This window comes from Nocardia sp. NPDC003963 (genome assembly GCF_053605105.1).
The window spans coordinates 5,089-30,783 of record NZ_JBSGIP010000015.1; the positions used below are offsets into that span (position 1 = coordinate 5,089).

Annotated in this window: 18 protein-coding genes; 8 read left to right on the forward strand and 10 right to left on the reverse strand. The window is 67.3% G+C overall.

Annotation, left to right across the window (positions count from 1 at the left end; translation table 11 throughout):
• Window positions 1–480: 480 nt before the first annotated feature.
• Complete coding sequence (clpB, locus tag ACWEWT_RS22535) at window positions 481–3,072, reverse strand: ATP-dependent chaperone ClpB (protein ID WP_452561674.1); 2,592 nt, start codon at window positions 3,070–3,072, stop codon at window positions 481–483.
• 333 nt (window positions 3,073–3,405) lie between these two features.
• Between clpB and ACWEWT_RS22540 the strand changes: the two genes are divergently transcribed.
• Entirely contained in the window at window positions 3,406–4,563 is a 1,158-nt protein-coding gene (locus tag ACWEWT_RS22540) for a globin domain-containing protein (protein ID WP_452561675.1), read from the forward strand.
• Window positions 4,564–4,627: 64 nt separating this feature from the next.
• A complete protein-coding gene (locus ACWEWT_RS22545) occupies window positions 4,628–5,410 on the forward strand; it encodes an FAD-binding oxidoreductase (RefSeq protein ID WP_452561677.1) in 783 nt (260 codons plus the stop codon).
• Window positions 5,411–5,670: 260 nt separating this feature from the next.
• On the opposite strand, the gene ACWEWT_RS22550 is transcribed toward ACWEWT_RS22545, so the two are convergent.
• From ACWEWT_RS22550 to dnaK, 4 genes are all read right to left on the reverse strand, one after another.
• Window positions 5,671–6,090, reverse strand: a complete 420-nt coding sequence (locus tag ACWEWT_RS22550; protein WP_452561679.1) for a heat shock protein transcriptional repressor HspR — start codon at window positions 6,088–6,090, stop codon at window positions 5,671–5,673.
• Entirely contained in the window at window positions 6,090–7,262 is a 1,173-nt protein-coding gene (gene dnaJ, locus ACWEWT_RS22555; protein ID WP_452561680.1) for a molecular chaperone DnaJ, read from the reverse strand. The genes ACWEWT_RS22550 and dnaJ overlap by 1 nt, the downstream gene beginning before the upstream one ends.
• Before the next feature lie 171 nt (window positions 7,263–7,433).
• A complete protein-coding gene (grpE, locus tag ACWEWT_RS22560; RefSeq protein ID WP_452561681.1) occupies window positions 7,434–8,156 on the reverse strand; it encodes a nucleotide exchange factor GrpE in 723 nt (240 codons plus the stop codon).
• Complete coding sequence (dnaK, locus tag ACWEWT_RS22565; RefSeq protein WP_452561683.1) at window positions 8,153–10,003, reverse strand: molecular chaperone DnaK; 1,851 nt, start codon at window positions 10,001–10,003, stop codon at window positions 8,153–8,155. The genes grpE and dnaK overlap by 4 nt, the downstream gene beginning before the upstream one ends.
• Before the next feature lie 532 nt (window positions 10,004–10,535).
• Here dnaK and ACWEWT_RS22570 point away from each other — a divergent pair.
• The 3 genes from ACWEWT_RS22570 to ACWEWT_RS22580 all read left to right on the forward strand — a co-directional run bounded on the left by ACWEWT_RS22570 (window position 10,536) and on the right by ACWEWT_RS22580 (window position 14,707).
• A complete protein-coding gene (locus tag ACWEWT_RS22570; protein ID WP_452561684.1) occupies window positions 10,536–11,858 on the forward strand; it encodes a hypothetical protein in 1,323 nt (440 codons plus the stop codon).
• A gap of 161 nt (window positions 11,859–12,019) precedes the next feature.
• Window positions 12,020–13,375 (forward strand): S1 family peptidase, encoded by a 1,356-nt coding sequence (locus tag ACWEWT_RS22575; RefSeq protein ID WP_452561685.1) that lies wholly within the window; start codon window positions 12,020–12,022, stop codon window positions 13,373–13,375.
• Between the two features lie 18 nt (window positions 13,376–13,393).
• Window positions 13,394–14,707, forward strand: a complete 1,314-nt coding sequence (locus ACWEWT_RS22580; RefSeq protein ID WP_452561687.1) for a S1 family peptidase — start codon at window positions 13,394–13,396, stop codon at window positions 14,705–14,707.
• 388 nt (window positions 14,708–15,095) lie between these two features.
• On the opposite strand, the gene ACWEWT_RS22585 is transcribed toward ACWEWT_RS22580, so the two are convergent.
• Window positions 15,096–15,893, reverse strand: coding sequence for a hypothetical protein (locus ACWEWT_RS22585; RefSeq protein ID WP_452561689.1), 798 nt, complete (start codon window positions 15,891–15,893; stop codon window positions 15,096–15,098).
• Window positions 15,894–16,343: 450 nt separating this feature from the next.
• Here ACWEWT_RS22585 and ACWEWT_RS22590 point away from each other — a divergent pair, with 450 nt between their 5' ends.
• Entirely contained in the window at window positions 16,344–19,622 is a 3,279-nt protein-coding gene (locus tag ACWEWT_RS22590; RefSeq protein ID WP_452561690.1) for a heterodisulfide reductase-related iron-sulfur binding cluster, read from the forward strand.
• Window positions 19,623–20,036: 414 nt separating this feature from the next.
• Here the strand turns inward: ACWEWT_RS22590 and ACWEWT_RS22595 are convergent, their stop codons facing one another.
• Entirely contained in the window at window positions 20,037–20,468 is a 432-nt protein-coding gene (locus tag ACWEWT_RS22595; RefSeq protein ID WP_452561692.1) for a PPOX class F420-dependent oxidoreductase, read from the reverse strand.
• A 102-nt stretch (window positions 20,469–20,570) separates the two neighbouring features.
• On the opposite strand from ACWEWT_RS22595, the gene ACWEWT_RS22600 reads away from it, so the two are divergent.
• Both ACWEWT_RS22600 and ACWEWT_RS22605 read left to right on the forward strand, forming a co-directional pair.
• A complete protein-coding gene (locus ACWEWT_RS22600) occupies window positions 20,571–21,347 on the forward strand; it encodes a phytanoyl-CoA dioxygenase family protein (protein ID WP_452561693.1) in 777 nt (258 codons plus the stop codon).
• A 54-nt stretch (window positions 21,348–21,401) separates the two neighbouring features.
• On the forward strand, window positions 21,402–22,055 hold the full coding sequence (locus tag ACWEWT_RS22605; RefSeq protein ID WP_452561695.1) for a Uma2 family endonuclease: 654 nt from the start codon (window positions 21,402–21,404) through the stop codon (window positions 22,053–22,055).
• Window positions 22,056–22,160: 105 nt separating this feature from the next.
• Here ACWEWT_RS22605 and ACWEWT_RS22610 read toward each other — a convergent pair whose 3' ends face one another.
• From ACWEWT_RS22610 to ACWEWT_RS22620, 3 genes are all read right to left on the reverse strand, one after another.
• The gene (locus ACWEWT_RS22610; protein WP_452561697.1) at window positions 22,161–23,306 is read right to left on the reverse strand and encodes an acyl-CoA dehydrogenase family protein; all 1,146 of its coding nucleotides are present in this window, start codon (window positions 23,304–23,306) and stop codon (window positions 22,161–22,163) included.
• On the reverse strand, window positions 23,306–24,538 hold the full coding sequence (locus ACWEWT_RS22615) for an acyl-CoA dehydrogenase family protein (protein ID WP_452561699.1): 1,233 nt from the start codon (window positions 24,536–24,538) through the stop codon (window positions 23,306–23,308). Before ACWEWT_RS22615 ends, ACWEWT_RS22610 begins: the two co-directional genes overlap by 1 nt.
• A 507-nt stretch (window positions 24,539–25,045) precedes the next feature.
• Window positions 25,046–25,597 carry a YdcF family protein gene (locus ACWEWT_RS22620; RefSeq protein ID WP_452561701.1) on the reverse strand — a complete coding sequence of 184 codons (552 nt, stop codon included), beginning with the start codon at window positions 25,595–25,597 and terminating at the stop codon, window positions 25,046–25,048.
• Between the last annotated feature and the right edge of the window lie 98 nt (window positions 25,598–25,695).

Consider the following 25,695-nt stretch of genomic DNA (forward strand, 5'->3'; position numbering starts at 1 on the left):
ACCACCACAAACCTCGGCGAACCTCCGCATTCGCTCCGGCCGTGCGCATCAACATGCCGACAGACCACCCACAACACCCACCACCACAAACCTCGGCGAACCTCCGCATTCGCTCCGGCCGTGCGCATCAACATGCCGACAGACCACCCACAACACCCACCACCACAAACCTCGGCGTACCTCCGCATTCGCTCCGGCCGTGCGCAGACCACCACAACATCCACTGTGGCGAACGTCGACGTTCGCCACAGCCGTGGGCGTCGCCATTCCGGATACACAACCGACAACAGCGAACGCCGCGGACATCGGCGCACCTCCACCCGCGTGACAGCCGTGCACGGCGATGAATCGGCTGCACAGCGCGGAACACAGAACCCGGCGAACGAACCGGCCCCGGGCGAGCGCACTCACCCGGGGCCGGAGATCGACAGGGGCGGCGAAAACGGAGGTCGGTGCCGAATTCGCGGGGCCGCGGCCGGGTTACTGGGCCGCGGTGACCGGGGTGGCGTCGCGGTCGCGGCGGCCGACTACCAGCCCGTCGCCGTCCGGTGTGACGGCGACTTCGACCGTATCGCCGTCGGTGACCTTGCCGGCCAGCAGCTCCTTGGCGAGAGTGTCGCCGATCGACTGCTGGATCAGGCGGCGCAGCGGGCGGGCACCGTACACCGGGTCGTATCCGCGTACCGCCAGCCAGAAGCGGGCGGAATCGCTCACCTCGAGAGTCAGCCGGCGCTGCGCGAGCCGCCGCTGCAACTGGTCGAGCTGGATATCGACGACGTGCGCGAGCTGGTCCTCGTCGAGGGCCTGGAACATCACCACATCGTCGAGCCGGTTCAGGAACTCCGGTTTGAAGGCGGCGCGGACCGCGTTCATCACGAATTCCGCGTCGGCGCCGGCACCCAGGTTCGAGGTCAGGATCAGGATGGTGTTGCGGAAGTCCACCGTCCTGCCCTGGCCGTCGGTGAGCCGGCCCTCGTCGAGCACGGCGAGCAGGATGTCGAAGACATCGGGGTGGGCCTTCTCGATCTCGTCGAACAGCACCACCGTGTAGGGACGGCGGCGTACCGCTTCGGTGAGCTGGCCGCCCTGGTCGTAGCCGACGTAGCCGGGTGGGGCGCCGACCAGGCGGGCGACCGCGTGCTTCTCGCTGTACTCGCTCATATCGATGCGGACCATCGCGCGTTCGTCGTCGAACAGGAAATCCGCCAGCGCTTTGGCGAGCTCCGTCTTACCCACACCGGTAGGACCGACGAACAGGAACGAGCCGGTCGGCCGGTTCGGGTCCGCGACTCCGGCACGCGCCCGCCGCACCGCGTCGGAAACGGCCCGTACCGCGTCGTTCTGCCCGACCACCCGGCGGGCGAGTTCGGATTCCATCCGGAGCAGTTTCTCGGTCTCGCCTTCGAGCAGCCGGCCCACCGGAATCCCGGTCCAGGCGGAGATCACCTCGGCGATATCGTCCGGGCCGACCTCTTCCTTGAGCATGACTTCTCCGTCGGCGGCCGCGCCGGACGCCTCCTCGGCCTCGGCGAGTTCTTTCTCCAGCGTCGGGATGCGCCCGTACCGAAGCTCCGCGGCCTTGCCCAGGTCACCGTCGCGTTCGGCGCGTTCGGATTCACCGCGCAGGGTCTCGAGTTGCTCCTTCAGCACGCGAACCTGGTCGATCGCGGTTTTCTCGTTCTGCCAGCGGGTGGTGAGCTGATTGAGCTTCTCCCGGTCGTCGGCGAGTTCGGCGCGCAGTCGCTCCAGTCGCTGCTTGGACGCCTCGTCGGTCTCCTTGGTGAGTGCCACCTCTTCGATCTCGAGCCGCCGCACCGCGCGTTCGACCTCGTCGATCTCCACCGGCCGGGAGTCGATCTCCATCCGCAGTCGCGAGGCCGCCTCGTCGACCAGGTCGATCGCCTTGTCGGGCAGGAACCGGGAGGTGATGTAGCGGTCGGACAGGGCGGCCGCCGACACCAGCGCGGAGTCGGTGATCCGCACCCCGTGGTGCACCTCGTAGCGCTCCTTGATACCGCGCAGGATGCCGACGGTGTCCTGCACCGAGGGTTCGCCGACGATCACCTGCTGGAAGCGGCGCTCCAGCGCCGCGTCCTTCTCGATGTGCTGCCGGTACTCGTCGAGCGTCGTGGCGCCGACGAGTCGCAGTTCGCCGCGGGCCAGCATCGGCTTGATCATGTTCCCGGCGTCCATCGCCGATTCGCCGGTCGCGCCCGCGCCGACGATGGTGTGCAGTTCGTCGATGAAGGTGATGATCTGCCCGGCACTGGATTTGATCTCCTCCAGTACCGCCTTGAGTCGCTCCTCGAACTCGCCGCGGTATTTGGCACCGGCGACCATCGCGCCCAGATCGAGCGAGATGACGGTCTTACCGCGCAACGATTCCGGTACATCGCCGGCGATGATGCGCTGGGCCAGGCCCTCCACGATCGCGGTCTTACCGACGCCCGGCTCACCGATGAGCACCGGGTTGTTCTTGGTACGCCGCGACAGCACCTGCACGACCCGCCGGATCTCGGTATCGCGGCCGATCACCGGGTCCAGTTTTCCCGCGCGCGCGGCGGCGGTGAGGTCGGTGGAGTACTTCTCCAGCGCCTGGTAGCTGCCCTCCGGATCCGGGCTGCTGACCCGGGCGTTACCGCGCACGGTCGTGAAGGCCTCCCGTAGTGCCGCGGCCGTGGCGCCGTACTTCTCGAGCAGCATGGTCACGTCGGTATCGCCGGAGGCCAGGCCGACCATCACATGCTCGGTGGAGACGTATTCGTCGCCGAGCTCGGTGGCCAGCTGCTGGGCGGCGGTGATCGCGGCCAGCGCTTCACGGCCCAGTTGCGGGGTCGTGGTGGCACCGCTGGCGCGCGGGAGCCGGTCGACGATGTCCTGCGCTTCGCGCCGCACCGTCGCGGGATCGGTGCCCACCGCCTTGAGCAGGGGCGCGGCGATACCGTCGGTCTGGTCCAGCAGCGCCACCAGCAGATGGGCCGGCCGGATCTCGGGGTTACCGGCGGCCGAGGCTGCCTGCAACGCGGCAGTCAGCGCGGCCTGGGTCTTGGTGGTGGGATTGAACGAGTCCACGAAGCACCTTCCTGCTAGTCGATATCTCATCCGGCAGCCGCACCGAAGCCGGTGTCTCGTGCCGTTCTGCCCGATTCAACGTACGAAAGGTTGAGTCTGTTCCGCTCAACTTTGAAATTTTCGGCGGCGACTTCTCGCCACCCGGTTGCCAGAAAAGTGCTGGGCCGCGGCTCACAACGACGCGTCGGTACCCGCGAACAAGATCGGCCAAACCCGGTAACCGTATTTCACACCCACCATCATCTCTTTTTTCGGGGATACTGGTCGGGTGACGGACCGCCGGTAACGGCCGGTCCCTCCGGGTCGGAATTCAGGGAAAGGAAGCTCCACGCCGTGGATGCGCGTTCGGCAGCGCTGGTCCGCGCCAATTTCCAGTCGGTGGTCGATGCGCCGAGTGGACCCGAGCGGTTGGTCAGCGCGTTTTACGGTCACCTGTTCGCGGAGAACCCGCGGCTGCGAGAACTGTTCCCGCCCGCAATGGATATGCAGGCGAAGAGAGTGGTCACCGCTGTCCAGTACATGCTCGATCACCTCGAGGACTGGGATCGCGCCCAGAAATTCCTCGAACAGCTGGCCCGCGACCATCGCAAATACGGCGTCGAGGCCTCGCACTACGACCAGGCCGGCCCCGCGCTCTACGCCGCCTTCCAGACCTACAACGGCCCGTACTGGACCAGAGAACTCGCCGAGGGATGGCGTGATGTCTGCCTGCTCATCTCCGCCGCCATGGCCATAGGCGCCAATTCCGATGATTCGCCGCCCTACTGGGAGGCCACCGTCGTCGGACACCGGCACGTCCTCGAAGATCTGGCCATCGTCCGGCTCCAGTCCGACGATCCGATCCCCTACCTGGCCGGCCAGTACGTCCCCATCTCCGTACCGCAGCGCCCGCGGATGTGGCGTTATCTCTCACCCGCCATCCCGTCGAACCCGTACGGCGAGATCGAATTCCACGTCCGCAAAGTACGCGGTGGCTGGGTGAGCCCGTCCATCGTCAGCGAGACCAAAGTCGGCGACCGCTGGCTCATCGGCGGACCGCTCGGCGGCCTGCAGGTGGATTCCGACAGCGGCCGCGATGTGCTGATGATCGGATCGGGCACCGGAGTCGCGCCGCTGCGCGCCCAGCTGATCGAGATGGGCCGGCGCGGTATCAACCCCCGGGTGCACTTCTTCATCGGCGGCGTCTACCCGTGCGACCTGTACGACGTGGAGAACATGTGGCAGCTCTCGCAGAGCAACCCGTGGCTCACCGTCGTCCCGGTCTGCGAGCACAAGACGAACCCGTGGTGGTACCCGCACCCCACCGAGGACGCGCCGTACGGAATGCACCGGCGCCTGGTCGGCAACCTCGGCGCCGTGGTGGCCAGTTTCGGCGCATGGGAGGATCGGCAGATCCAGATCGCCGGTTCGGCGAAGATGATCGCCGATACCCGGCGGGCACTGCTCGCGGTCGGCACTCCGGAGGAGATCATCAGCACCGATCCGGTCTGATCGGTATCGGCACATCGAGCACCGGGCGGCGACCGCCCGGCCCACCCTGTCGGATGAGTGAGGCATGACCAACGACCCGAGCGCGTCCCCCGGCCATTCGTCCCAGCGGTCGTACTGGCTGGCCGATGTCGTCGAACACCACCGGCTGCGCCACGATACGGCCGTGGTCCGGTTGATCGGCGAATATGTACCGTTCCTCGCCGGGCAGTCCGTGCAGGTGGAGGTCCCGCAGTTCCCGGGCATGCGGCGCCGGTTCTCCCCCGCGCTGCCGCCCTCGCTGGACGGCAAGCTCGAATTCCACGTACGCACGGTGGCGGGCGGCTGGTGCAGCGCCGGAATCGTCGCCGATACCGCGCCCGGGGATCGATGGAAGCTCTCGGCGCCCGAGGGCCTGTTCACCGTAGACCCCGAAGGCGACGAGGTGGTGATGATCGCGGGCGGCACCGGCCTGGCCCCACTACGAGCTCAGATCCTGGAACTGGCCCGGCACCCGGACCCGCCCACCACCTACCTGTTCTTCGGTGGTTCCGCACCGCGCGACCTGTACGCCGCCGATATGCTCGTCCTGCTGGCCGCCGACCTGCCCTGGCTCACCGTGGTACCGGTGGTGGAGCGCCTCGACGACCCGTCCTGGCCCGATAAATGGCACGAAAGCCACCGGGTGGACATAGGTTTCGACGACGACGACCTGCTGCAGGGCACCCTCGCGGACGTGGTCGGCTCCTACGGTTCGTTCAACCGGCACCAGGTCCTGGTCTGCGGTTCACCCGCGATGACCAGGTCCACGGTGGAACGTCTGCTCGACGCCGGCACCCCGGCCGAGCGGATCCAGTTCGAAGGAGCCTGAACCGCCGGAGGCGACACCATCAACACCGTCGGGGCCCGCCCCCGTTCTGGAGCGACAGAGCGAAGCGACCGATCGCCGGAGTCGAGAACCCGAGCCGACAGACCCGGACCCGATGCCGAAGGCGAGGCGACCACAAAGGCGGGGCCCGCCCCGGTTCTGGAGCGACAGAGCGAAGGAGCGCAGCGACTGAGCGCCGGAGTGAAGAACCGGGGTTGATAGGGCCCCGCCCCGCGGCGCCGGAGGCGCCGCCATAAACACAGTCAACGCTGCCGCCGGTTACGCGGCTGCCACACCACCAGCGCGGTATTGCGCTGCGGTGGAATCAGTTCCGGCCGGTAGTCCGGCCGGGCCCGCTCCCGTTCCAGCGCGGCGGTCAGTTCCACCAACCGCTGCTGGAGTTCGGTCACCTGGTTGGTGAGTTCGATGATCCGTTTGATCCCGGCGAGATTGACGCCCTCGTCCTGGGACAGCCGCTGCACCTCGCGCAGCAGCTCGACGTCCCGTTCCGAATAGCGCCGGCCGCCGCCCGAAGTACGCTGCGGCGTCACCAGTCCCAGCCGGTCGTAGGTGCGCAGCGTCTGCGCGTGCATACCGGCCAGCTGGGCGGCCACCGAAATCACGAAATATTCAGTGCTCGATTGGCGCGCGGACCCCGCCTCGGGCCCTCGTTTCGGCTCCATCAGGCACCTGCCCATCCCGCTCTCGGATCGAACCCGCTGGCCTTCTCCGCCTCCTGTAGCGCGCGCAGCGCCGCAACGGCATCGTCGTCCAGCTTCGGCGGCACGGCGACCTTCACGGTGACCAGCAGATCACCGGCTCCGCCACCACGTTTGGGCACTCCGCGGCCGCGCACCCGCAGGATGCGGCCGTCCGCGGTACCCGGTGGCACCTTCACGCCGACCCGGCCCTCCAGAGTGGGCACCGATACGGTCGTACCGAGCACCAATTCACTGTAGCTGACCGGTAATGCCAGGGTGAGGTCGTCGCCGGCCCGGCCGAAGACCTTGTCCTGGCTCACGTGCACCGTGACGAACAGGTCACCCGAGGGCGCGCCGCGCAGGCCCGCCTCGCCCTGTCCGGCGAGCCGGATCCGTTGCCCGTCCGCGATACCCGGTGGGATCCGGACGTTGATGGTGCGGGTGCGGTTCTGGATACCGCTGCCGTGGCAGTCCACGCACGGGTCGTCGATGAGGGACCCGGTACCGCGGCATTCGTCGCACGGTTCGCTGAATCCGAACGCGCCCTGGTTGCGGCTCACCACGCCACTGCCGTTGCAGATCGGGCACACCCGCGGACTGGTCCCCGGTTTGGCGCCGCTGCCGTGGCAGGTGGTGCACGGTGACGGGCTGGTCAGGTACAGCGGCACCGTGACGCCCTTGGCCGCCTCGCGGAATCCGAGTGTCGTCTCGGCCTCCACATCGGCACCCCGCCGGGGGCGGCTCCCGGCGCGTGTGGCACCACCGCCCCGGTTGAACAGGCCACCGAACAGATCACCGAGTCCGCCGTCGGCGCCACCGCCACCGGCTTGGCCGAAGATATCGCCCAGATCGAAACTCTGGGAGAACCCACCGCCGGCGCCCGGGGTGAATCCGCCGCCCCGGCCGTACCCGCCGCCGGAGAAAAGCCGGCGGGTCTCGTCGTACTCGGCGCGTTTGGCCGGATCCGACAGCACCGTATGCGCCTCGCTGACCGCCTTGAACCGTTCTTCGGCCTTGGCGTCACCGGGGTTTGCGTCCGGGTGCAGATCACGGGCGAGTTTGCGATACGCCTTCTTGATCTCTTCGGTGGACGCGCCGGCGGAGACACCCAGCTCCTTGTAGAAGTCCTTCTCGATCCACTCCCGCTGGCTCACCGGGCATCTCCTCCTCTCGGTCCTGTTCCGCGGCCCGTCCGGGCCGCTGTGTGGTCGTACTTTCCTACCGCCTCCGGGCCCGTCGCGCGCGCCGCGACGGGCGCGCGGCTGCCCCGGATCACTCCGTGGGCGCGCCGCGCCACCCGATCCGTGGCTCTCGCCGCGGAGTCGCTACTTGTCCGAGCCGGCATCAGCATCCGATGCCTCCGCCCGGGCGGTTTCCGCGGTGGCGGTATCGGGGCCGGCCCCGAGATCGCCCACCCCGTCGGTGACCCCGACCAGCGCATGCCGCAGCACCCGCTCGCCGAAGCGATATCCCTTGCGCATCACCACGCCGATCACCGGATCGTGTCCGGAGCCCTCGTGCTGAACCGCTTCGTGCAGGTTCGGGTCGAACGGCTCACCCTCGGACCCGAATTCCTCGAGGCCCTGTTTGCGCAGTGCCTCGATCAGCTTGTCGGCCACCGAGCGCAGCGGCCCGGATTCCAGGTCGCCGTGCGCTTTGGCGCGATCCAGATCGTCGAGGACACCGAGCAGTTCGGTGACCACGCCGGCCTTGGCGGAATCGATCGCGGTCTTGCGGTCGCGTTCGACCCGACGCCGGTAGTTGGTGTACTCGGCGGTCAGCCGCTGCAGATCTGCGGTGCGCTCGGCGAGTTCGTCGGAGCCACCGGCCGGAGCGTCGGCGGGCGCCGCCTCGACACCGTCACCGTCGAGGCCGGCCTGCGGCGCCTGGGGGGCTACGCCCTCCTCGGCCCCGGCCGGGGCGGCGCCGTTGGCCGCCCCGGCCTGATCCCGTACCTCACCGGTCTCCGGATCGATCTTGCGCTTGTCGACGAAGCTGACCGGCTCCGTTGGCTCTCCCGCGTTTCCTGTGTTTCCCGAATTCGTCACTTCTTCTCCGTGTCGACCGGCTCGTCCACGACCTCGGCGTCGACCACCTGGTCGTCACCGGCATCCGCACCCGCGGCCCCGTTACCGGCGGCCGCGCCTTCGGAAGCCTGGGCCTCGTAGATGGCCTGACCCAGCGCCTGCGATTCGGTGGCCAGCTTCTCCACCGCGGCCTTCACCGCAGCGGTATCGGTGCCCTCGAGCGCGGTCTTCGCCTCGGCGATCGCGGCCTCGACCTTGGACTTCACATCCGCCGGAACCTTGTCCTCGTTGTCCTTGATGAACTTCTCGGTCTGGTGTACCAGCGATTCGGCCTGGTTGCGGGTCTCGGCTTCCTCCCGGCGCGCCTTGTCTTCGGCGGCGTGGGCTTCGGCGTCCTTGACCATCCGGTCGATCTCCTCCTTGGACAGACCGGAGCCGTCCTGGATCTTGATCGTGTTCTCTTTACCGGTGCCCTTGTCCTTGGCCGTCACGTGCACGATGCCGTTGGCGTCGATATCGAAGGTGACCTCGATCTGCGGCACCCCGCGCGGGGCCGGCGGGATCCCGGTCAGCTCGAAGGAGCCGAGCAGCTTGTTGTGCGCGGCGATCTCGCGCTCACCCTGGAACACCTGGATCTGCACCGACGGCTGGTTGTCGTTGGCCGTGGTGAAGGTTTCCGAACGCTTGGTCGGGATGGTGGTGTTGCGCTCGATGAGGTTGGTCATCACGCCGCCCTTGGTCTCGATACCCAGCGACAGCGGGGTCACATCGAGCAGCAGGACGTCCTTGACCTCGCCCTTGAGCACACCGGCCTGCAGGGCGGCGCCGACGGCGACGACCTCGTCCGGGTTCACGCCCTTGTTGGGCTCCTTGCCACCGGTCAGTTCCTTGACCAGTTCGGAGACCGCGGGCATCCGGGTGGAACCACCGACGAGCACGACATGGTCGATATCGGCGACCTTGATGCCGGCGTCCTTGACCACGGACTGGAACGGCGCGCGGGTGCGGTCGAGCAGGTCCGAGGTGATCTTCTGGAATTCGGCGCGGGTCAGCTGCTCGTCGAGGAACAGCGGGTTCTTGTCCGCGTCGACGGTGATGTAGGGCAGGTTGATCGAGGTGCTCTGCGAGGAGCTCAGCTCGATCTTGGCCTTCTCGGCGGCCTCACGCAGCCGCTGCATGGCCATCTTGTCCTTGGTCAGGTCGATACCCGAGCTGGACTTGAACTTGTCGACCAGCCATTTCACGACCCGCTCGTCCCAGTCGTCGCCACCGAGGTGGTTGTCACCGGAGGTCGCGCGGACCTCGACGACACCCTCGCCGATCTCCAGCAGCGAAACGTCGAAGGTACCGCCACCGAGGTCGAAGACCAGGATGGTCTGTTCCTTGTCGCCCTTGTCCAGGCCGTAGGCCAGGGCGGCGGCGGTGGGTTCGTTGACGATGCGCAGGACGTTGAGCCCGGCGATCTGACCGGCTTCCTTGGTGGCCTGACGCTGGGCGTCCTCGAAGTAGGCGGGGACGGTGATCACCGCGTCGGTGATCTCCTCGCCCAGATAGGACTCGGCATCGCGCTTCAGCTTCATCAGCGTGCGCGCGCTGATCTCCTGCGAGGTGTACTTCTTGCCGTCGATCTCCACGGTCCAGTCGGTGCCGATATGCCGTTTCACCGAGCGGATCGTGCGGTCGACGTTGGTCACGGCCTGGTTCTTGGCAGGCTGGCCGACCAGCACCTCTCCGTTCTTCGCGAACGCGACGACCGAGGGCGTGGTGCGCGAACCCTCCGAGTTGGCGACGACGACCGGTTCACCGCCTTCGAGAACGGCGACGACCGAGTTCGTGGTCCCGAGGTCGATTCCGACCGCACGAGCCATTTGTGTTTCCTCCTCGTTTTCGACTGCTTGTGTCTGTCCGGGCTTGTGCCCATGGCGCCGCGGGTCCAGTGGACCCACCGCGTGGACCAGCCCCAGGCAGAACATAGAGCACGGTCCCAGCAATACTGAGCGTGGTCGGCTCAATCCTGCCCCGCTTCACAGGGGCCGTCAAGTCAAACTTGAGCCGACATCACTCAACATTGTCGATCAGCTCAACTCCCCCACCCGGCGAAGTATTCCCGCCCCCGCACACACCGGGCACTCGCACCATTGTTCCCTGCACCCATCACCACGAACCGAGTCGGTGCAACATCGTGATCCGGTCGTGCCGCACCCGGCACCGGCCCGCCGAGGTCCGTCGCGGATCAGCCGCCCGCCCCGGAAGCCGACTGCGGATCCCCACCCGCCGCTCATCGGCGCTATTGTCAATGCTCCGCCCATGGTGACCCGGCACCCCGCGTCGCGGGCCGGTGCCGCGCGGCGAACCCGTACCGTGGTTTTTGGATGAGGAAGTCGAAGCGAGGATCCGAGAATGGCCACTGGGGTGGGCCTGCACATCGCCGAATACGCGTGCACCGCGGCCGTCGTCGACGACGACGGGGATCCGCACTTCATCCTCCGTGAGCCGGTACTGCATATGTCCGAGGAGGGCGACGCGGTACTCGGTGGAGCCGTGGCCCCACCCGGGCACACCCATACGATCACCGGTTTCGTCGCCGCCGTGGGCGATCCGGCGGGCGTCGTCGTGGACGACGGCGAGGCCTACCGCGGGGAAGACCTGCTCGCCACCGCCCTTTTCTGCCTGATCAACCTCACCGCCGACCATCTCAACGGTCCCGCCGAGTTCTATGCCACCCATCCCGCCGGCTGGCCGCCCGCACAGGTCCTCGCCCTGCGCGGGGCCCTCGATTATCTGGGCCTGAAATCGGTGGCCCTGGTCGGCGAGGACGAACTCCCGGCGCGGCCCGCCGGTCTCACTCCGGCCGAGACCGCCCGGTATTTCGCCGAGAGCGCGGGCCGGGCCGCGCTGGCGATCGTCCTGGAGACCCCGGCCGGGGCGACCCCGCCGGACCCCACCACCGCGCAGAACTCCGCGCTCGACACGATCGTCATGCCCAAACTCCGCGACGGCGACTCGGCGGCCAACAAGGCGTACTCCGCGATGGTCCCCGCCATGGATCCCGAGGCCACCTACGGCGGCCCCAGCCTCGCGGCCATCGCCGCCGGACTGAGCCCCGCCGCCGAGCCCGCGACCGGCGCACGTCCCGCGACCGGTACCGCGGCGGCACTCTCCGCCACTGCCGCAGCGAAACCCGCGGTGCGGAAAGCGGCCGCACCTCGCCGGGACAAGAGCCACGGCGGCGCCCGGCGCACCGCCGCGCTGGTCGCGGCCGCCGCGATCGGTGGCCTGCTGATCGGCGCCCTCGGCGTGACCGCGATCCTGCGGCCCGGTGCGGCCGAACCGGGCGATCCGGTCACCACATCGACCAGCGAAGCACCTCCGGCCCCGCCCCCCGCCGAACCGCAACCGGTCGCCCCGCTCCCCGACCCCTCGGCCTACACCCCGGAACCGACCTACGATCCGGAACCGACCTACACCGAAGAACCGACGGTCGCCCCACCCCCTCCGGTCACCCCCACCGAGACCATTCCGGAATACACCACGGTCCCGCCGACCACCACCGGCGAACCCACCGGACCGACGCTCACCGAGCCGACCACGGAAACCGAAACGACGACCACCCGGACCCGTCCGCGGTTCTTTCCTTTCCCGGTTCCGTTCCAGACCGAAGACCCCGAAGTGGACCTTCCCGACACCGGATCCAAAGAAGGTGGACAAGAAGAAGCCAGATAGCGTTTTGTGCCTTAGAGTGATCCGCTGACCGGAGTTATCCCGGCCACCCCGGCAACCCGGTCGAAGCTCGAGCAAACCTGTGCGCCAACGGATTCGATTCCGGAGGATTCGACGCTCCTGGCCACGGATTATCTGGCACACAGTGCCGACGAAGGGACTTCATGCGCAAGTCGGTGGCGCGTCGCGCCGCGGTCAAAGCTGCCGTTATCGGTTCGACCGTTCTCCTGGCTCCCCTGTTCGGTGCGACCGCGGCGACCGCCGCACCCGCACCGGAACAGCTCAGAGCCGAGGACCTTCCGGCCGAACTGGTCCAAGCGCTGTCCCGCGATCTGAATATGACCCCGACCGAATACCTGGACCGCGCCGCGCGCGCCCAGCAGCTGCAGACCTACGCGGCCGAATTCCGGTCCGAGCGGCCCGATGTCTTCGCCGGTGCCTGGATCACCCCGGAGGGCAAGCCCACCGTCGCCGTGACCTCGCCGGACGCGGCCAAGGTCGCCAGCGACGACGGATACACGACCCGCCTGGCCCCGGTTTCGGCGGCCGCGCTGGAAACCTCGCTGACGCAGATGAATCAGTGGGTCGCCGCACAGCCCCGCGATATCTCCCAGGTGATCAATTCGATCGCCATCGACTTCCTCAACAGTCAGCTGATCGTCAACGTCGCCAATACGCCACTGGCGCATGTGCTCAATCTGCCCACCCTCATCGCCAACATCAAGGTCGTCCTTTCGCCGGAAGGCGGTGGCCCGGTCGAACACCGGCCGATGGGTGGCGATACCTATATCAGCGCCCCCGGCCCGCTCGACGACGCGGAGCTGAAGGCGGTGGACGTCTGCTCGTTCGGATTCAACAGCGTCGATTCCGCGGGTAACGCGCTGAATATCAGTGCCGGGCACTGCAATCCCAATATCGACAAAGGTGACGAAAAGGCCGCCGTGTACGGCCCGAATATTCGCAATATCCCGGCGAGCCCGCAGCTCGGCACGTTCGTCCAATCGGAACTGGGCGGACCCAGCACGCTGGACTATTCGGTGATCCAGCTGAACGAGCGCGCGGTGGGCGCCGGTATGGATCAGCCCTCGGTACGCGGCGCCAACGGCACCACCCTGACCATCACCGGTACCGCGGATCCGGTGGTCGGTGCCCCGGTTTGCAAATCCGGCCAGTCGTCCACCTTCACCTGCGGCTTCGTGGTCGCCGACCGGGTCGAGACCCAGCTGTTCACCGCCGAGGGCGACGCCAAGGTCATCCGCGGTTTCGCCAGTTCGGCCTGCACGCTGGGCGGTGACAGCGGTGGCGCCATCGTCAGCGGCACCCTGGCCCTGGGCATCACCAGCGGTTCGAATGCCGCCGACGCGCCCGATTGCGAAAAAGCAAATATCGCTCTTGCGCAGTACGGAGGGACCGCCACCCTGGGAATTCCCATTCGCGGAATCCTGGCGCATGCCGATTCGGCGTCCGGTGGGGGCATCGGAAGCGGCATCAGCGTACGAACCAGGCCGAATGCCGGCTGATCCCGATATAGTCTTCGCATGCTCATGCCACGCATAGGTAAACGAAGGTCGGCGCCGGCCAGAAAACGGATGCAACGTGCCGCGGTCGCCGCCTCGGCGGCAGTACTGCTGTTCGGCCCGACCGTTGTCTCCTCGGCCGCGCCCGACCCTGGTATCGGCCTGCCCGCCGACCTCGTAGCCGCCTTGAACCGGGATCTGCACATCTCCCCCGAGGAGTACCTGCAGCGCGCCGATACCGCACAGCAGGTGGCCGCGTTCGCCACCACCGCACAGCGCCAGTTCCCCCAGGTGTTCGGCGGTGCCTGGCTCGACGAACAGGGCCGCGGTGTGGTCGCGCTGGCCAACGGGCCGGGTGCCGACGAGGCCCGCGGCGCGGCGGAATCGACCGGATTCGTGGTCCGCAACGTCGCCAAGAGCGAATCGACGTTGCGCGGCGAGAAGAGCGCCTTCGAACGCTGGCTCGACGGTCAGCCCGAAGCGGTGTCCGCCCTGGTGCGCGGTGTCGTCATCGATACCGTGAACAACAGCATCGCGGTACGGGTCGACAAGGTCGGCCTGCCGATGCCGAACTTCATCGATCCGGCCCGGGTCATCGTCATGGCCCCGCCGATCGCGGCGGAAACGCTGCCCCAGGCGGCCGCGGTCGCCGAGGCCGGCGCGGCCACGGTCGGTGGCGGTGACGGTTTCGCCGCTATCGCCGGTGACAGCTCGCTGCGCTGCTCCTTCGGCTTCAACGGGACCGGTCCGGGCGGTAACACGGTCAACATCACCGCCGGGCACTGCAACCCGAACCTGGACGATATCGGCGCCGCCACGGTGCACGAATCCCTCGGTGGCAACAAGGTGGGCCCGCAGATCGCCACCTACCAGAAGTCGGTACTCGGCGCTCAGGACTACTCGATCATGAGCATTGCGGAGGGCGCCGCGGGCCGCTTCCAGAACAACCAGGTCAAGGTGCCCGGCGCGGCCCCGATCGCGGTCGACGGTGTCGCCACCCCGGTGGTCGGTGCCCCGGTCTGCAAATCGGGATCCCGGACCGGCTTCAGCTGCGGTGTGGTGAACGCCGTGGACCAGACCGTCCAGGTCGGGGACCGGCAGCTCACCCAGAGCTTCTCCGCCAACATCTGCGCCCTCCCCGGTGACAGTGGCGGGCCGATCGTGACCGGACGCCAGGCCCTGGGCATCTCCAGTGCCTCCTCGGTCGCCGACTACCCGATCTGCGAGATCCCCAACATTCTGGGCGTGCTCACGGGTAACGCGCCGCAGCTGTTCGCGCAGCCGGTGAGCGTGGTGCTCTCCGACAACCCGGGTCTGCGCATCCGCACGAGCTAGCGGTCCGTCCTGCTCTCCGGGCTCCGGTGGGGCGCGAAGAGCAGGATATCGGCGGCGACCCGGGGTGCGTTCCGCACCGAGCATCGAGCAAACGAAAGGGTCGGCAGCATTGCGCTGTCGGCCCTTTCGCCTGTTCTCGACTCGCTTTCCGTCTCCGGACAATCCCGCCGCACCGCCTCCGACGACACGTCCGGGCGCCCGTAGCGGTATCCACGGGCCCCACACCCGGCGGATAGGTCTGATACGGGTCCCAGAAGAGTCCCCAGAAGCCCTACGCGTGTGCCGCGTCGACAGAGCGCGGTAGTGGCGTTTCCGCGCACCCGGTAGGTGAACAGACGAAAGGGCCGGCAGCCCGATGGCTGCCGACCCTTTCGTGTACTGCGTGAGGTTACTTCTCCGCGGGAGCGGGAGCAGGTGCCTCCTGGTTGACGGGCTTGCCGTCGTTGGCCCATTTACTCTGCCCGGGGGCGGCTTGCATGGTCTGGATCAGCTCCATCCCCGCGATCCCCAGGGCGGGACCGCCGACGGCGATGGTGCCCAGGATGCCGCCGATACCGGCACCGGCGACCGCGGCCGGAAGGCAGCCGACCGCGAACAGCGGCAGACCGAGAATGCAGCCGACGATACCGCCGACCACGACACCTACTGCCGTACCCAGGAATCCGCCCACCGCGGTGGCGAGGGAGAACTGGGTGGTGAACTCACCCATCGCCATCTGGTTCTCCGCCGGCGAGGCGATCGGCTTGGCGGTCAGGTTGACCGCGTTCACCTGCGGTGCGGCCGCGACGTCGGTCTTCTCCGGGGTCAGTTCCAGAACGGTGTCGTCGTTCTTCAGCACCGGTTTCACCGGAATCTCGGTGCCCGCGACCGAGAAATCGAGCGGCCAGGAGACCAGCACATTGCCGGTGTTGTCCTTGACCTCGACGAACTTGTCCTTCTCGGGCGCCGCGGCCTCATCGGTGGCCGGGGCGGTGGCCCCCTCCGCCGCCACGGGCTCGACGTCCCTCTCGGCAATCGAGAAGGTGCCGCCTTGCAGGGTGGCGACGACCGTTTTCTCCAGCAGCTGCAGGGAGTAGTTGACGGGAGTCGGCGCTTCGGTCGCCGGATCAGCGTGGGCTGTGCCGAATCCCATAGCGAGCGAGCCGGTGACCAGTGTTGCGATCACCGCGGATCTCGGGAGTGTCATCCATTTCCAATCGGGTTTTACGGCGTCACACCTCAACGCGAGGGGGCCGATGTGATCGAACCCTGATTCCTCCCCGAGCGTTGGGAGATGTCACGCTTCCTGACAGATCGGGCTGAGCGTAGTCGAATGCACTGTCAAAAGGCGAGATTCGTTTCCCAAGTGTAAGAATCGACCCGGGTAAGCCTGGCCTTATCACCGGGTGCGTCAGGTGGCCCTTTACGGTGTTAATCAGCCGTTATCGGTTATGGACAGCCAACTGAAGATAGTGATATTGATCACGCCGCGATTCATACGGATAAGCCCAGGCAGATGCCGTCACGGGCTGCCGCAGATCGTACAGTGGACACCACTAGTTACTGGTGGGTAACTTACTGGCGGTTACGATACGAGCCGGACGGGGTACTGCTCAGTTCCTCGTACCTCGTGTTGCCTCGAAAGAAAGGTCGCGACATGAATGCCCTGACAGTGACGCTGGGCACCTTGGGAGCGGCGCTCAGCCTGCTGTGTTGGGCGTCGTTCTTCGGCGGCGTCCGCAATATCGTGCGCGCCATCATGGTCGGCCAGCCCGCGCCCGACCGCTGGCTGCCGTTCTTCCCCCGCCTCAAGCAGATGCTGGTGGAGTTCCTCGCGCATACGCGGATGAACAAGTTCCGCACCGTCGGCTGGGCCCACTGGCTGGTGATGATCGGCTTCCTGGGCGGCTTCATCCTGTTCTTCGAGGCATACGGCCAGACCTTCGATCCGGAGTTCCACTGGCCGATCATCGGTGATCTCGCCGTGTACCACCTGTGGGACGAGATTCTCGGTATCGGCACGGTGATCGGTATCGGCACGCTGATCGTGATCCGCCAGCTCAACCACCCCCGGGTACCGGATCGCCTGTCCCGCTTCAGTGGATCCGCCTTCGCCCCCGCGTACGTGATCGAGAGCATCGTGCTCGTCGAGGGCCTCGGCATGGTCTTCGTGAAAGCGGGCAAGATCGCGACCTACGGACACGCGAACGTCGCCACCGATTTCTTCACCATGCAGATCGCGAAGCTGCTGCCCGCGAGCCCCGTCATGGTTTCGGTTTTCGCGCTCATCAAACTGCTGTCCGGCAGCCTGTTCCTGTTCCTGGTCGGCCGCAATCTCAACTGGGGTGTTGCCTGGCACCGGTTCTCGGCCTTCTTCAACATCTACTTCAAACGTGAGGACGACGGCGGAGTCGCGCTGGGTGCCGCCAAGCCGATGATGTCCAAGGGCCGCGCCCTGGATATGGAGAACGTCGATCCCGATACCGACACCCTCGGCGCCGGCCGGATCGAGGACTTCTCCTGGAAGGGCTGGCTGGATTTCACCACCTGCACCGAATGCGGCCGCTGCCAGTCGCAGTGCCCCGCCTGGAACACCGGTAAGCCGCTGTCGCCCAAGCTGCTGATCATGTCGCTGCGCGACCACGGCTACGCGAAGGCGCCGTACCTGCTGGCCGGCGGCCGCACGGATATGGGCGGCGACGAGATCGGCCTGGTGGACGCCGAGGGCAACGCGGACGAGAAGAAGCTCGCCGCGATTCCCGAGGGCGCCCGTGACGAAGCCACCCGGCCGCTGGTCGGCGAGGCCGAGGCGCGCGGCATCATCGATCCCGAGGTGCTGTGGTCGTGCACCACCTGTGGCGCCTGCGTGGAGCAGTGCCCGGTGGATATCGAGCACGTCGATCACATCATCGATATGCGCCGCTACCAGGTGCTCATCGAATCGGACTTCCCGTCCGAGCTCGCGGGCCTGTTCAAGAACCTGGAGAACAAGGGCAACCCCTGGGGCCAGAACGCCAAGGACCGGCTCAACTGGATCAACGAGCTGGACTTCGAAATTCCCGTCTTCGGCCAGGACGCCGACAGCTTCGACGGCTACGAATACCTGTTCTGGGTCGGTTGCGCCGGCGCCTACGAGGATCGCGCCAAGAAGACCACCAAGGCCGTCGCCGAACTGCTGGCGACCGCCGGGGTGAAATTCATGGTGCTCGGTCAGGAGGAGACCTGCACCGGCGATTCGGCCCGGCGCGCGGGTAACGAATTCCTCTTCCAGCAGTTGGCGATGCAGAACATCGAACTGCTGAACTCGGTGTTCGAGGGGGTCGAGCAGAAAAAGAAGAAGATCGTCGTCACCTGCGCACACTGCTTCAACGCGCTCAACAACGAGTACCCGCAGGTGGGCGGAACCTACGAGGTCGTGCACCACACGCAGCTGCTGAACCGGTTGGTGCGCGGGAAACAGCTCGTCCCGGTCGCTCCGGTGGCGCAGAACGTCACCTACCACGATCCCTGCTACCTGGGCCGCCACAACAAGGTCTACAACGCGCCGCGTGAACTGATGGCCGCTTCCGGGTCGACTCTGGTGGAAATGCCCCGCCACGGTGAACGTTCCATGTGCTGCGGTGCCGGCGGCGCCCGGATGTGGATGGAGGAGCAGCTGGGCAAGCGGATCAATATCGACCGTGTCGACGAGGCGCTCACCACCTCGCCGGCCAAGATCGCCACCGGCTGCCCCTTCTGCCGGGTCATGCTCACCGACGGTGTGACCGCGCGCCAGGAATCCGGCCAGGGCGAAGGCGTCGAGGTCGTGGACGTCGCCCAGCTGATGCTGGATTCGATCGAACGGGTGGACCCGGCGAAGCTGTCCGAGAACCTCACGGTGATCCAGGAGCCCAAGGCCGAACCGGAGCCGGAACCGGAACCGGAGCCCGAACCCGTTGCCGCCGAAGCCGCTCCGGCGGCCGAGAAGACGGCGCCCAAGGGCGGTGGACTCGCCATGAAGGGCCCTGCCAGAGCACCCGGTAAGGGTCTCGGTATGAAGGGCGCCGCCAAGGCACCCGGCGCCAAGGCTGCGGCCCCGGCGGGCGATACCGAGGACACGAAGCCGGCCCCGGCCGCGAAGGGTCTCGGCATGAAGGGTGCCGCCAAGGCGCCCGGCGGCAAGGGCCTGGCCATGAAGGGCGCGGCCAAAGCACCCGGAGCCAAAGCGGAGACCGAGTCCGCTCCGGCAGCCGAGACCGCCGAAGCGCCCGCGGCCCCGCCGGTGAAGGGCCTGGGGATGAAGGGTGCCGCCAAGGCACCCGGCGGCAAGGGCCTGGCCATGAAGGGCGCGGCCAAAGCACCCGGAGCCAAAGCACCCGCCACCGGGAAACCGGAGCAGGCCGCCGAACCGGCAGCCGCGGAAGCGACCGCGAGTTCGGCTCCCACGGAAACCAAGCCCACGGTCGCGGCCAAGGGTCTGGCGATGAAGTCCGGATTCAAACGCCCCGGGGCCAAGGCACCGGGTGCGAAAGCCCCGGCAGCCGCGCCGGAGACCGAGCCGGCCCCGGCCGATTCGGATACGACGGAAACCGAGCAGGCCACCGCTGCGGCTCCCAGCGAGAGCAAGCCGTCGAAACCGGCCAAGGGTCTGGCGATGAAGTCCGGGTTCAAACGTCCGGGAGCGAAGGCTCCGGGTGCGAAAGCCCCGGCTCCCGCACCGGAATCGGAGCCCGCTCCGGCACCGGCGACGGATGCCGAATCGGCACCGGCCGCGACCCCCGCGGATTCGGCCCCGGAGGTGACGACCGAATCGGCACCCACCGCCATCGCGGAGCCGGCCTCCGGAACCTCCGGTAACGGCAGCTCCGGGAACGGATCCGAAGCAACTCCGCCGCAGGCCAAGCCGGGCGCGCTCGGCTTCAAGTCCGGCGCCCGGGCGCCCGGGCGCAAGGGCTGACGACAACAGACCAGTAGACCGGGCCCGGCGGACTCCGCCGGGCCCGGTCGCGTTCCGGGGGGTAGCGACCGCACGCCGAATTCGAGTGGATCGGAGCGGGCATCGATACCGGCCGCCGGGTTCATTGTCGAGACGGCGTATCTCATGGAGTAGCGCCTGTCGCGCGCGGCGAGCCCCGAAGTCGCGGGTGTGGCCCCCGGCCGGCCCGTCGGCGGTTATCGCCCGTCCCGGTCCAGCGCCGCCCGGGTTCCGCACCGCCCACCCAGTACGCCGACCACGCCGGCCCGGCCGACCACACCCGTCGCACCGAGCACACCCGTCCGGCCGACCAACACCCGCGTGGCCGACCACACCCGCGTGGCCGGTCGGCGACACAGACCCACGGAAGACCGGCGGGCGGCGACGAGGAGGCGCTCAGCGCAGGGCGGCGCCGTAGACGTTCTCCACCGCGAGCCGCATGAGGACCCGGCGGTCGGCGACCATCACCGATCGGTACTCGTCCCAGTCGGGATGTTCGCCCGCCGCCTCGCGGTAGTAGTCCACCAGCGCCTCGACCTCCGGGCCGTGCGGGTCGGTACCCGGCCCGGTGAGCGTGACCGCACCCTCCGCGGTGGCCCACGCCCAGCCGTCGGCGCGGGTCACCTCCAGCGCGGCGCGCGGATCACGGCGCAGGTTCACGGTTTTGGCGCGTCCCTCGGTCATCGAGACATAGATGACCTCGGCGGCCCGGTCGTAGTACGGGGTCACCGGTGACAGCTGCGGCAGACCGTTCGATTTGATGGTGGCCAGCACGCCGAGCCGGCTCTCGCTGAGCAGGGCGCGCGGATCGAATTGCGAACTCGTCATATCCGGGTGCAAGCGCGGTGGCGCGGGCAGGTATTCCGTGGAGCGGCGTGGTGCGCGGAAAATCGCTGGCGTTCCGGACGCCCGGACGGTTGGAATGACATCGTGCTCGACGACGCAGCGGTGGCCTCGTTCATCGACAACGGATACATCCGGATCCCGGCGGCATTTCCCCGATCCCTCGCCGCGGAATGCCGTGCGGCCATCTGGCAGGACCTCGGCGCAGCACCCGAGGATCCGAGCAGCTGGCCTGCCCCGATGGCGACCCGGCCGGACTACACCGCGGCGCCCTTCGTGGCCGCGGCGGCCACGCCCACCCTGTGCGCGGCCTACGACGATCTGGTCGGGCCCGGACGGTGGTCACCGCGCCGCAGTCTCGGCGGGTTCGTGATCCGGTTCCCCGGCGCGGACACCACCCGGTTCGACGGCTGGCATATCGACGCGAGTTTTCCCGGCCCGGACTCCGCGCCGACCGATTACCTGAGTTGGCGGGTGAATATCGGTTCCCGGGACCGCGCGCTGCTGATGCTCTTCCTGTTCTCCGATACCGGGGAACAGGACGCACCGACCCGGCTACGGGTGGGCTCACACCGGGAAGTGGCCCGGATACTCGAACCGGAAGGCGATACCGGTCTCGACGTTCGCGAACTCTCCGCCCGGGCCGAACCGGCCACCGCCCACCTTCCGATGGCTCACGCCACCGGGAACGCGGGGGACGTCTACCTGTGCCACCCCTTCCTGGTCCACGCCGGTCAGCCGCATCAGGGGACCAGCCCGCGATTCCTCGCCCAGCCGGGTCTGCACCCGGCGCAACCGCTGCGTATCACCGGCCCGGGCCCGTTCGCACCGGTCGAGACGGCCATCCGCTGCGCGATAGCGTGATCGAGTCCCGGTCGATGCGGCGAACATGCGCCTGACCAGGCATACGATGATGACATGTCCCTGCCGCCCACCGAACGGCCCGAACTTCCCGGGTACATGACCTGGGAGGAACTCGAACAGCTACCGGAAGAGATCGCCGAGCAGATCGAGCTGTGGGACGGGCGGGTCGTCTGGCTACGCCGGGGACCCAGCGAGCATCAAGCATTCACACGTCGTTTGACCAATGCACTCGAACGAAGTGCTCGTAAGACCGTGTCCGAGCGTCCGGAACATTGCTGGCGGGTCGAAGCGGAAACCAATGTTTTCCTCGGAACGAGCGGCAAATCGAACTTCCTGACACCGGACTTCCTGGTCTTCCGCTGTCTCGAAACGCCGTTCCAGGACCTTCGCGCCGCCGATGTCCTGCTCGTCGGTGAAGTCCTCTCACCATCGAACACGCAAACGGATATGGAAGCGAAGAAGGGGCGCTACGCCGGCGCTGGAATTCCTTGGTACTGGGAGGTGACACTCGCACAAGCGAAGAGCGCTATCGCCACTGTACGGGCCTATGCCCTCGAAACAGGGCACGGTCGGCTACCGGAAGGCGTGCATCCATTGCGGAGCGCAAATTACATTCTCGCCGGCGAGTGGACCCCCGAGGACGAGGACGGCGTCCGTATCGACTTCCCCTTCCCGATCCATATTCCCTGGACAGAGCTGGAGTACTGAGCCGCCGAGCTGTGCGGTGATCCCCCTCTTGCAGATCGCCGCACAACTCGGCAGCGGGTGCTTCCGCACCGCGCTCGCACACAGTGTGAGCACGGTACGGTGCGATCAGGATTTCGTCGCCGCGATATAGCGCGCGAGGTGATCGGAGCTGGAACCGAATTCGTATTCGATCGCCGTGAGCCGCTTGAAATAGTGGCCGATGGCCAGTTCCTCGGTCATCCCCATCGCGCCGTGCAACTGCACCGAGTTCTGGCCGATGAAACGGGTCGCCCGGCCGATCGTCACCTTGGCCGCCGATATCGCGCGGGCGCGTTCGGCGGGTTCGGCTTCCACCGCGTAGGCAGCCAGATAGGCAGCGGCGATACTCTGCTCGAGCTCGATCAGCATATCGACCATCCGGTGCTGCAATGCCTGGAAGCTGCTGATCGGGACTCCGAACTGCTGCCGCTGTTTCGTGTATTCGACGGTGTCGTCGAGAACTTTGCGCATGAGGCCGACTGCTTCGGAGGCGACCGCGGCGATCGCTTCGTCGATGGTGGCGTCGACGGCGGGCCAGGCCCGGCCCTCTTCGCCCAGCAGCGCGCTCGCCGGAACCCGGAACTCGCCGAAGGTGAGGTCGGCGGCGACACGGTCGTCAATGGTGCGGTACTGATGCACCTCGACCCCCGCCGGCGGCGCGGCGGGATCGAATTCCACCAGGAACAGCGAGATCCCGTCCTGGTCGCGCCGCTCGCCGGAGGTGCGTGCGGAAATGATCAGATGTGTCGCGACGGGGACGCCGGTCACCACGATCTTGGTACCGTCGAGCACCCAGTCGGCACCGTCGCGGCGGGCGGCGGCCGAAACATCGTGGCGCACTTCGCCGGACTGCGGTTCGAGCGCGGCGAACGCCAGCCGGACGCTACCGTCCGCGATACCTTTCAGCAGTTCCCCGGCCCGTTCGCCGCCCGCGCGACGCAGTAGACCGCCGCCGATCACCACAGTGTCGACATAGGGTTCCACGACCAGCGCGCGACCCAGTTCCTCGGCGATGATCATGCCCTCGATCGGCCCGCCGCCCGACCCACCGGACTCTTCCGGCAGGGTCACGCCGAGCACATCCAGTTCGGCCAGCCCGCGCCAGATCTCGGGCTGCCAGCCGGGCCCGGATTTGACCGCGGTTCGGCTCTTCGCCAGGTCGTATCGGGCGGCGAGAAAGCCGGAGACCGCATCGCGCAGCATCTGCTGTTCGTCGGTGAAGGTGAAGTCCATCAGAGCCCCAATGCTGCCTTGGCGAGGATATTTCGCTGGATTTCGTTACTGCCCGCGTAGATCGAACCGGCGCGATCGTTGAAATAGCGCAGCGGTGCGACGGCCTGCCAGTCGGCACCACTGAGGTAACCGTCGGCCGGCGGCGTGTATTCGGCGATCGGGCCGCCGGGCGCGGTGGCGTGCGGCTGATAGACGCGGCCGCGTGGACCGGCCGCGGTGAGCGCGAGTTCGGTGAGTTGCTGACTGAGCTCGGTGGACAGGATCTTCAGCATGGACGAGGAGGTGCCCAGATCCTTGCCCTGAGCCATGGCGGCCAGAGTACGGAACTCCAGCACTTCCAATACCTCGCTGCGGATCCGCGCATCGGCCAGCTGGGCCGCGAAAGGCGGATCCTCGCTGAGCGGATTACCGTCGCGACCGGGCTGATCGGCCGCCGCGGTGGCGATGTTCTGCGCCATGGCCTGCAGCGCCGGGGCCATGGCGCCGCCCCCGCGTTCGTGGACCAGCAGGTATTTCGCGACCGTCCAGCCGTCGTCGATCTGCCCGAGCACATTGCTCTTGGGCACCCGCACATTGTCGAAGAAGATCTGGTTCTGGACCTGTTCGCCCGAACTCATCACCAGCGGCCGGATCTCGATACCCGGCGCGGTCATATCCATCAGCAGGAATGTGATGCCCTGCTGTTTGCGCCCCGCGCGGGAAGTGCGGACCAGCATGAAGATCCAGTTCGCCTCGGTGGCGTGGGTGGTCCAGATCTTGCTTCCGGAACACACGAAATCATCGCCGTCCGAAACCGCGGACATATTCAGTGCCGCGAGATCGGACCCGGCTTCGGGTTCGGAGTACCCCTGGCAGAAGAAGACCTCGCCGGTGAGAATCCGGGGCAGGAAGTAGTTCTTCTGCTCCTCGGTGCCGAAGGCGACCAGCGCCGGGGCGACCATCCGGATCCCCATCGGCGACAGCGCCGGGGCGCCGGCCAGCGTGAGTTCCCGGCTGAAGATGTAGTGCTGGGTGAGCGACCAGTCGCAGCCGCCGTACTCCACCGGCCAGTGCGGCGCCGCCCAGCCCCGCTCGTGCAGGATGCGCTGCCACTCCAGGCTCGCCTCGTGATCTGAGTAGACACTGGTCATCAGCCGGCCCGCGGTGCTCACCTCGGGCGTCAGCTTCTCGGCCAGGAACGCTCGTACCTCGTCTCGGAAGGCCCGTTCGGCCTCCGACCAGTCGTAATCCATACACGCTCCCGAAGGCTTCATGCGTCGTCGCAGCAGATCCGGCGACTACCGGTGCTGGTGCGAATGTAGCCAGGTCATCGCCGTTTAGTCAAACTGAAGGCACATGCCATCATAATCGACGACCGACCGGTTTCATCTCCCCGGAAGGCCGGCCGTCGTGGTCCGGTCTCGCCCAGGTCCCGGAGCATCGGAACAGAGAATTTCAGCGACCGATCACCTGTAATCGACCGTCCATGGACAAACGACCACCAGACACCGGACCCGACCATCGAGCATCGAGCATCGAGCATCGAGCATCGAAATATCGCGCTCACCCAGTCGCCGGGAGGCAAACCCGCGCACATCTTCCGTCCACTCCGGATGGTCAGCATTCGTAGGTGGGGCCCGCCCCGGTTCTGGAGCGAAGGAGCGCAGCGACCGAGCGTAGGAGTGAAGAACCGGGGTTGATAGGGCCCCACCCGCGACGCCACCGCAGGCGGGGCGGATAGAACACCGAAGGCGCCGCAATCAAACACAGCGTTCGAAGATCGCCTTCGCGTATCCCACGGATTGATAGACGTAGTCGTAGGCCCAGCGCGGCACCGACAGCCGCGGGCGTGTGTCGACGAACAGCAGCTGCCCGTCCCAGCATCTTCCGAGCACGAATCTCGCCCGGGATATGTGCGGAGTGAAGGTGACCACGATGACCCGCTCCCAGCCGTGCTCGCGCGCCTGATCGGCGAGATAGCGGCCCTCGCCCCGGGTCGTGCGCGGCGACGGGTCGAAGCAGATCACCTCGAAGCTGTATCCGCCGTGACAGATCCGGTTCACCAGTGGACTGTCCTCGTACGGGTCGGAGATCAGTACCCGCGGCGCGTATCCCGCGCGGGCCAGGCGCAGCCCCAGTTCTTCCCGCCCGTCGTGGGCACCGCCGAGCACCAGGATGGCGTCGGCCGGCGCGGGCTCTTCACGTTGCGGACTCACATAGACCGGCCACAGCCCGAGCACCAGCGCAGCGACAGAGACCATCCCCGCGGCGAGAACGAGTCGGCGGCGCACCGCCGTGATCCTAACGGGCATGATCCATCCACAGGTATCCACAGGCCGCGTATGCCCGGGTCGGAACAAGGCATGCGGTACCCACACGCCGGGAGCGAACGCGCAGGTACGCACGGCCG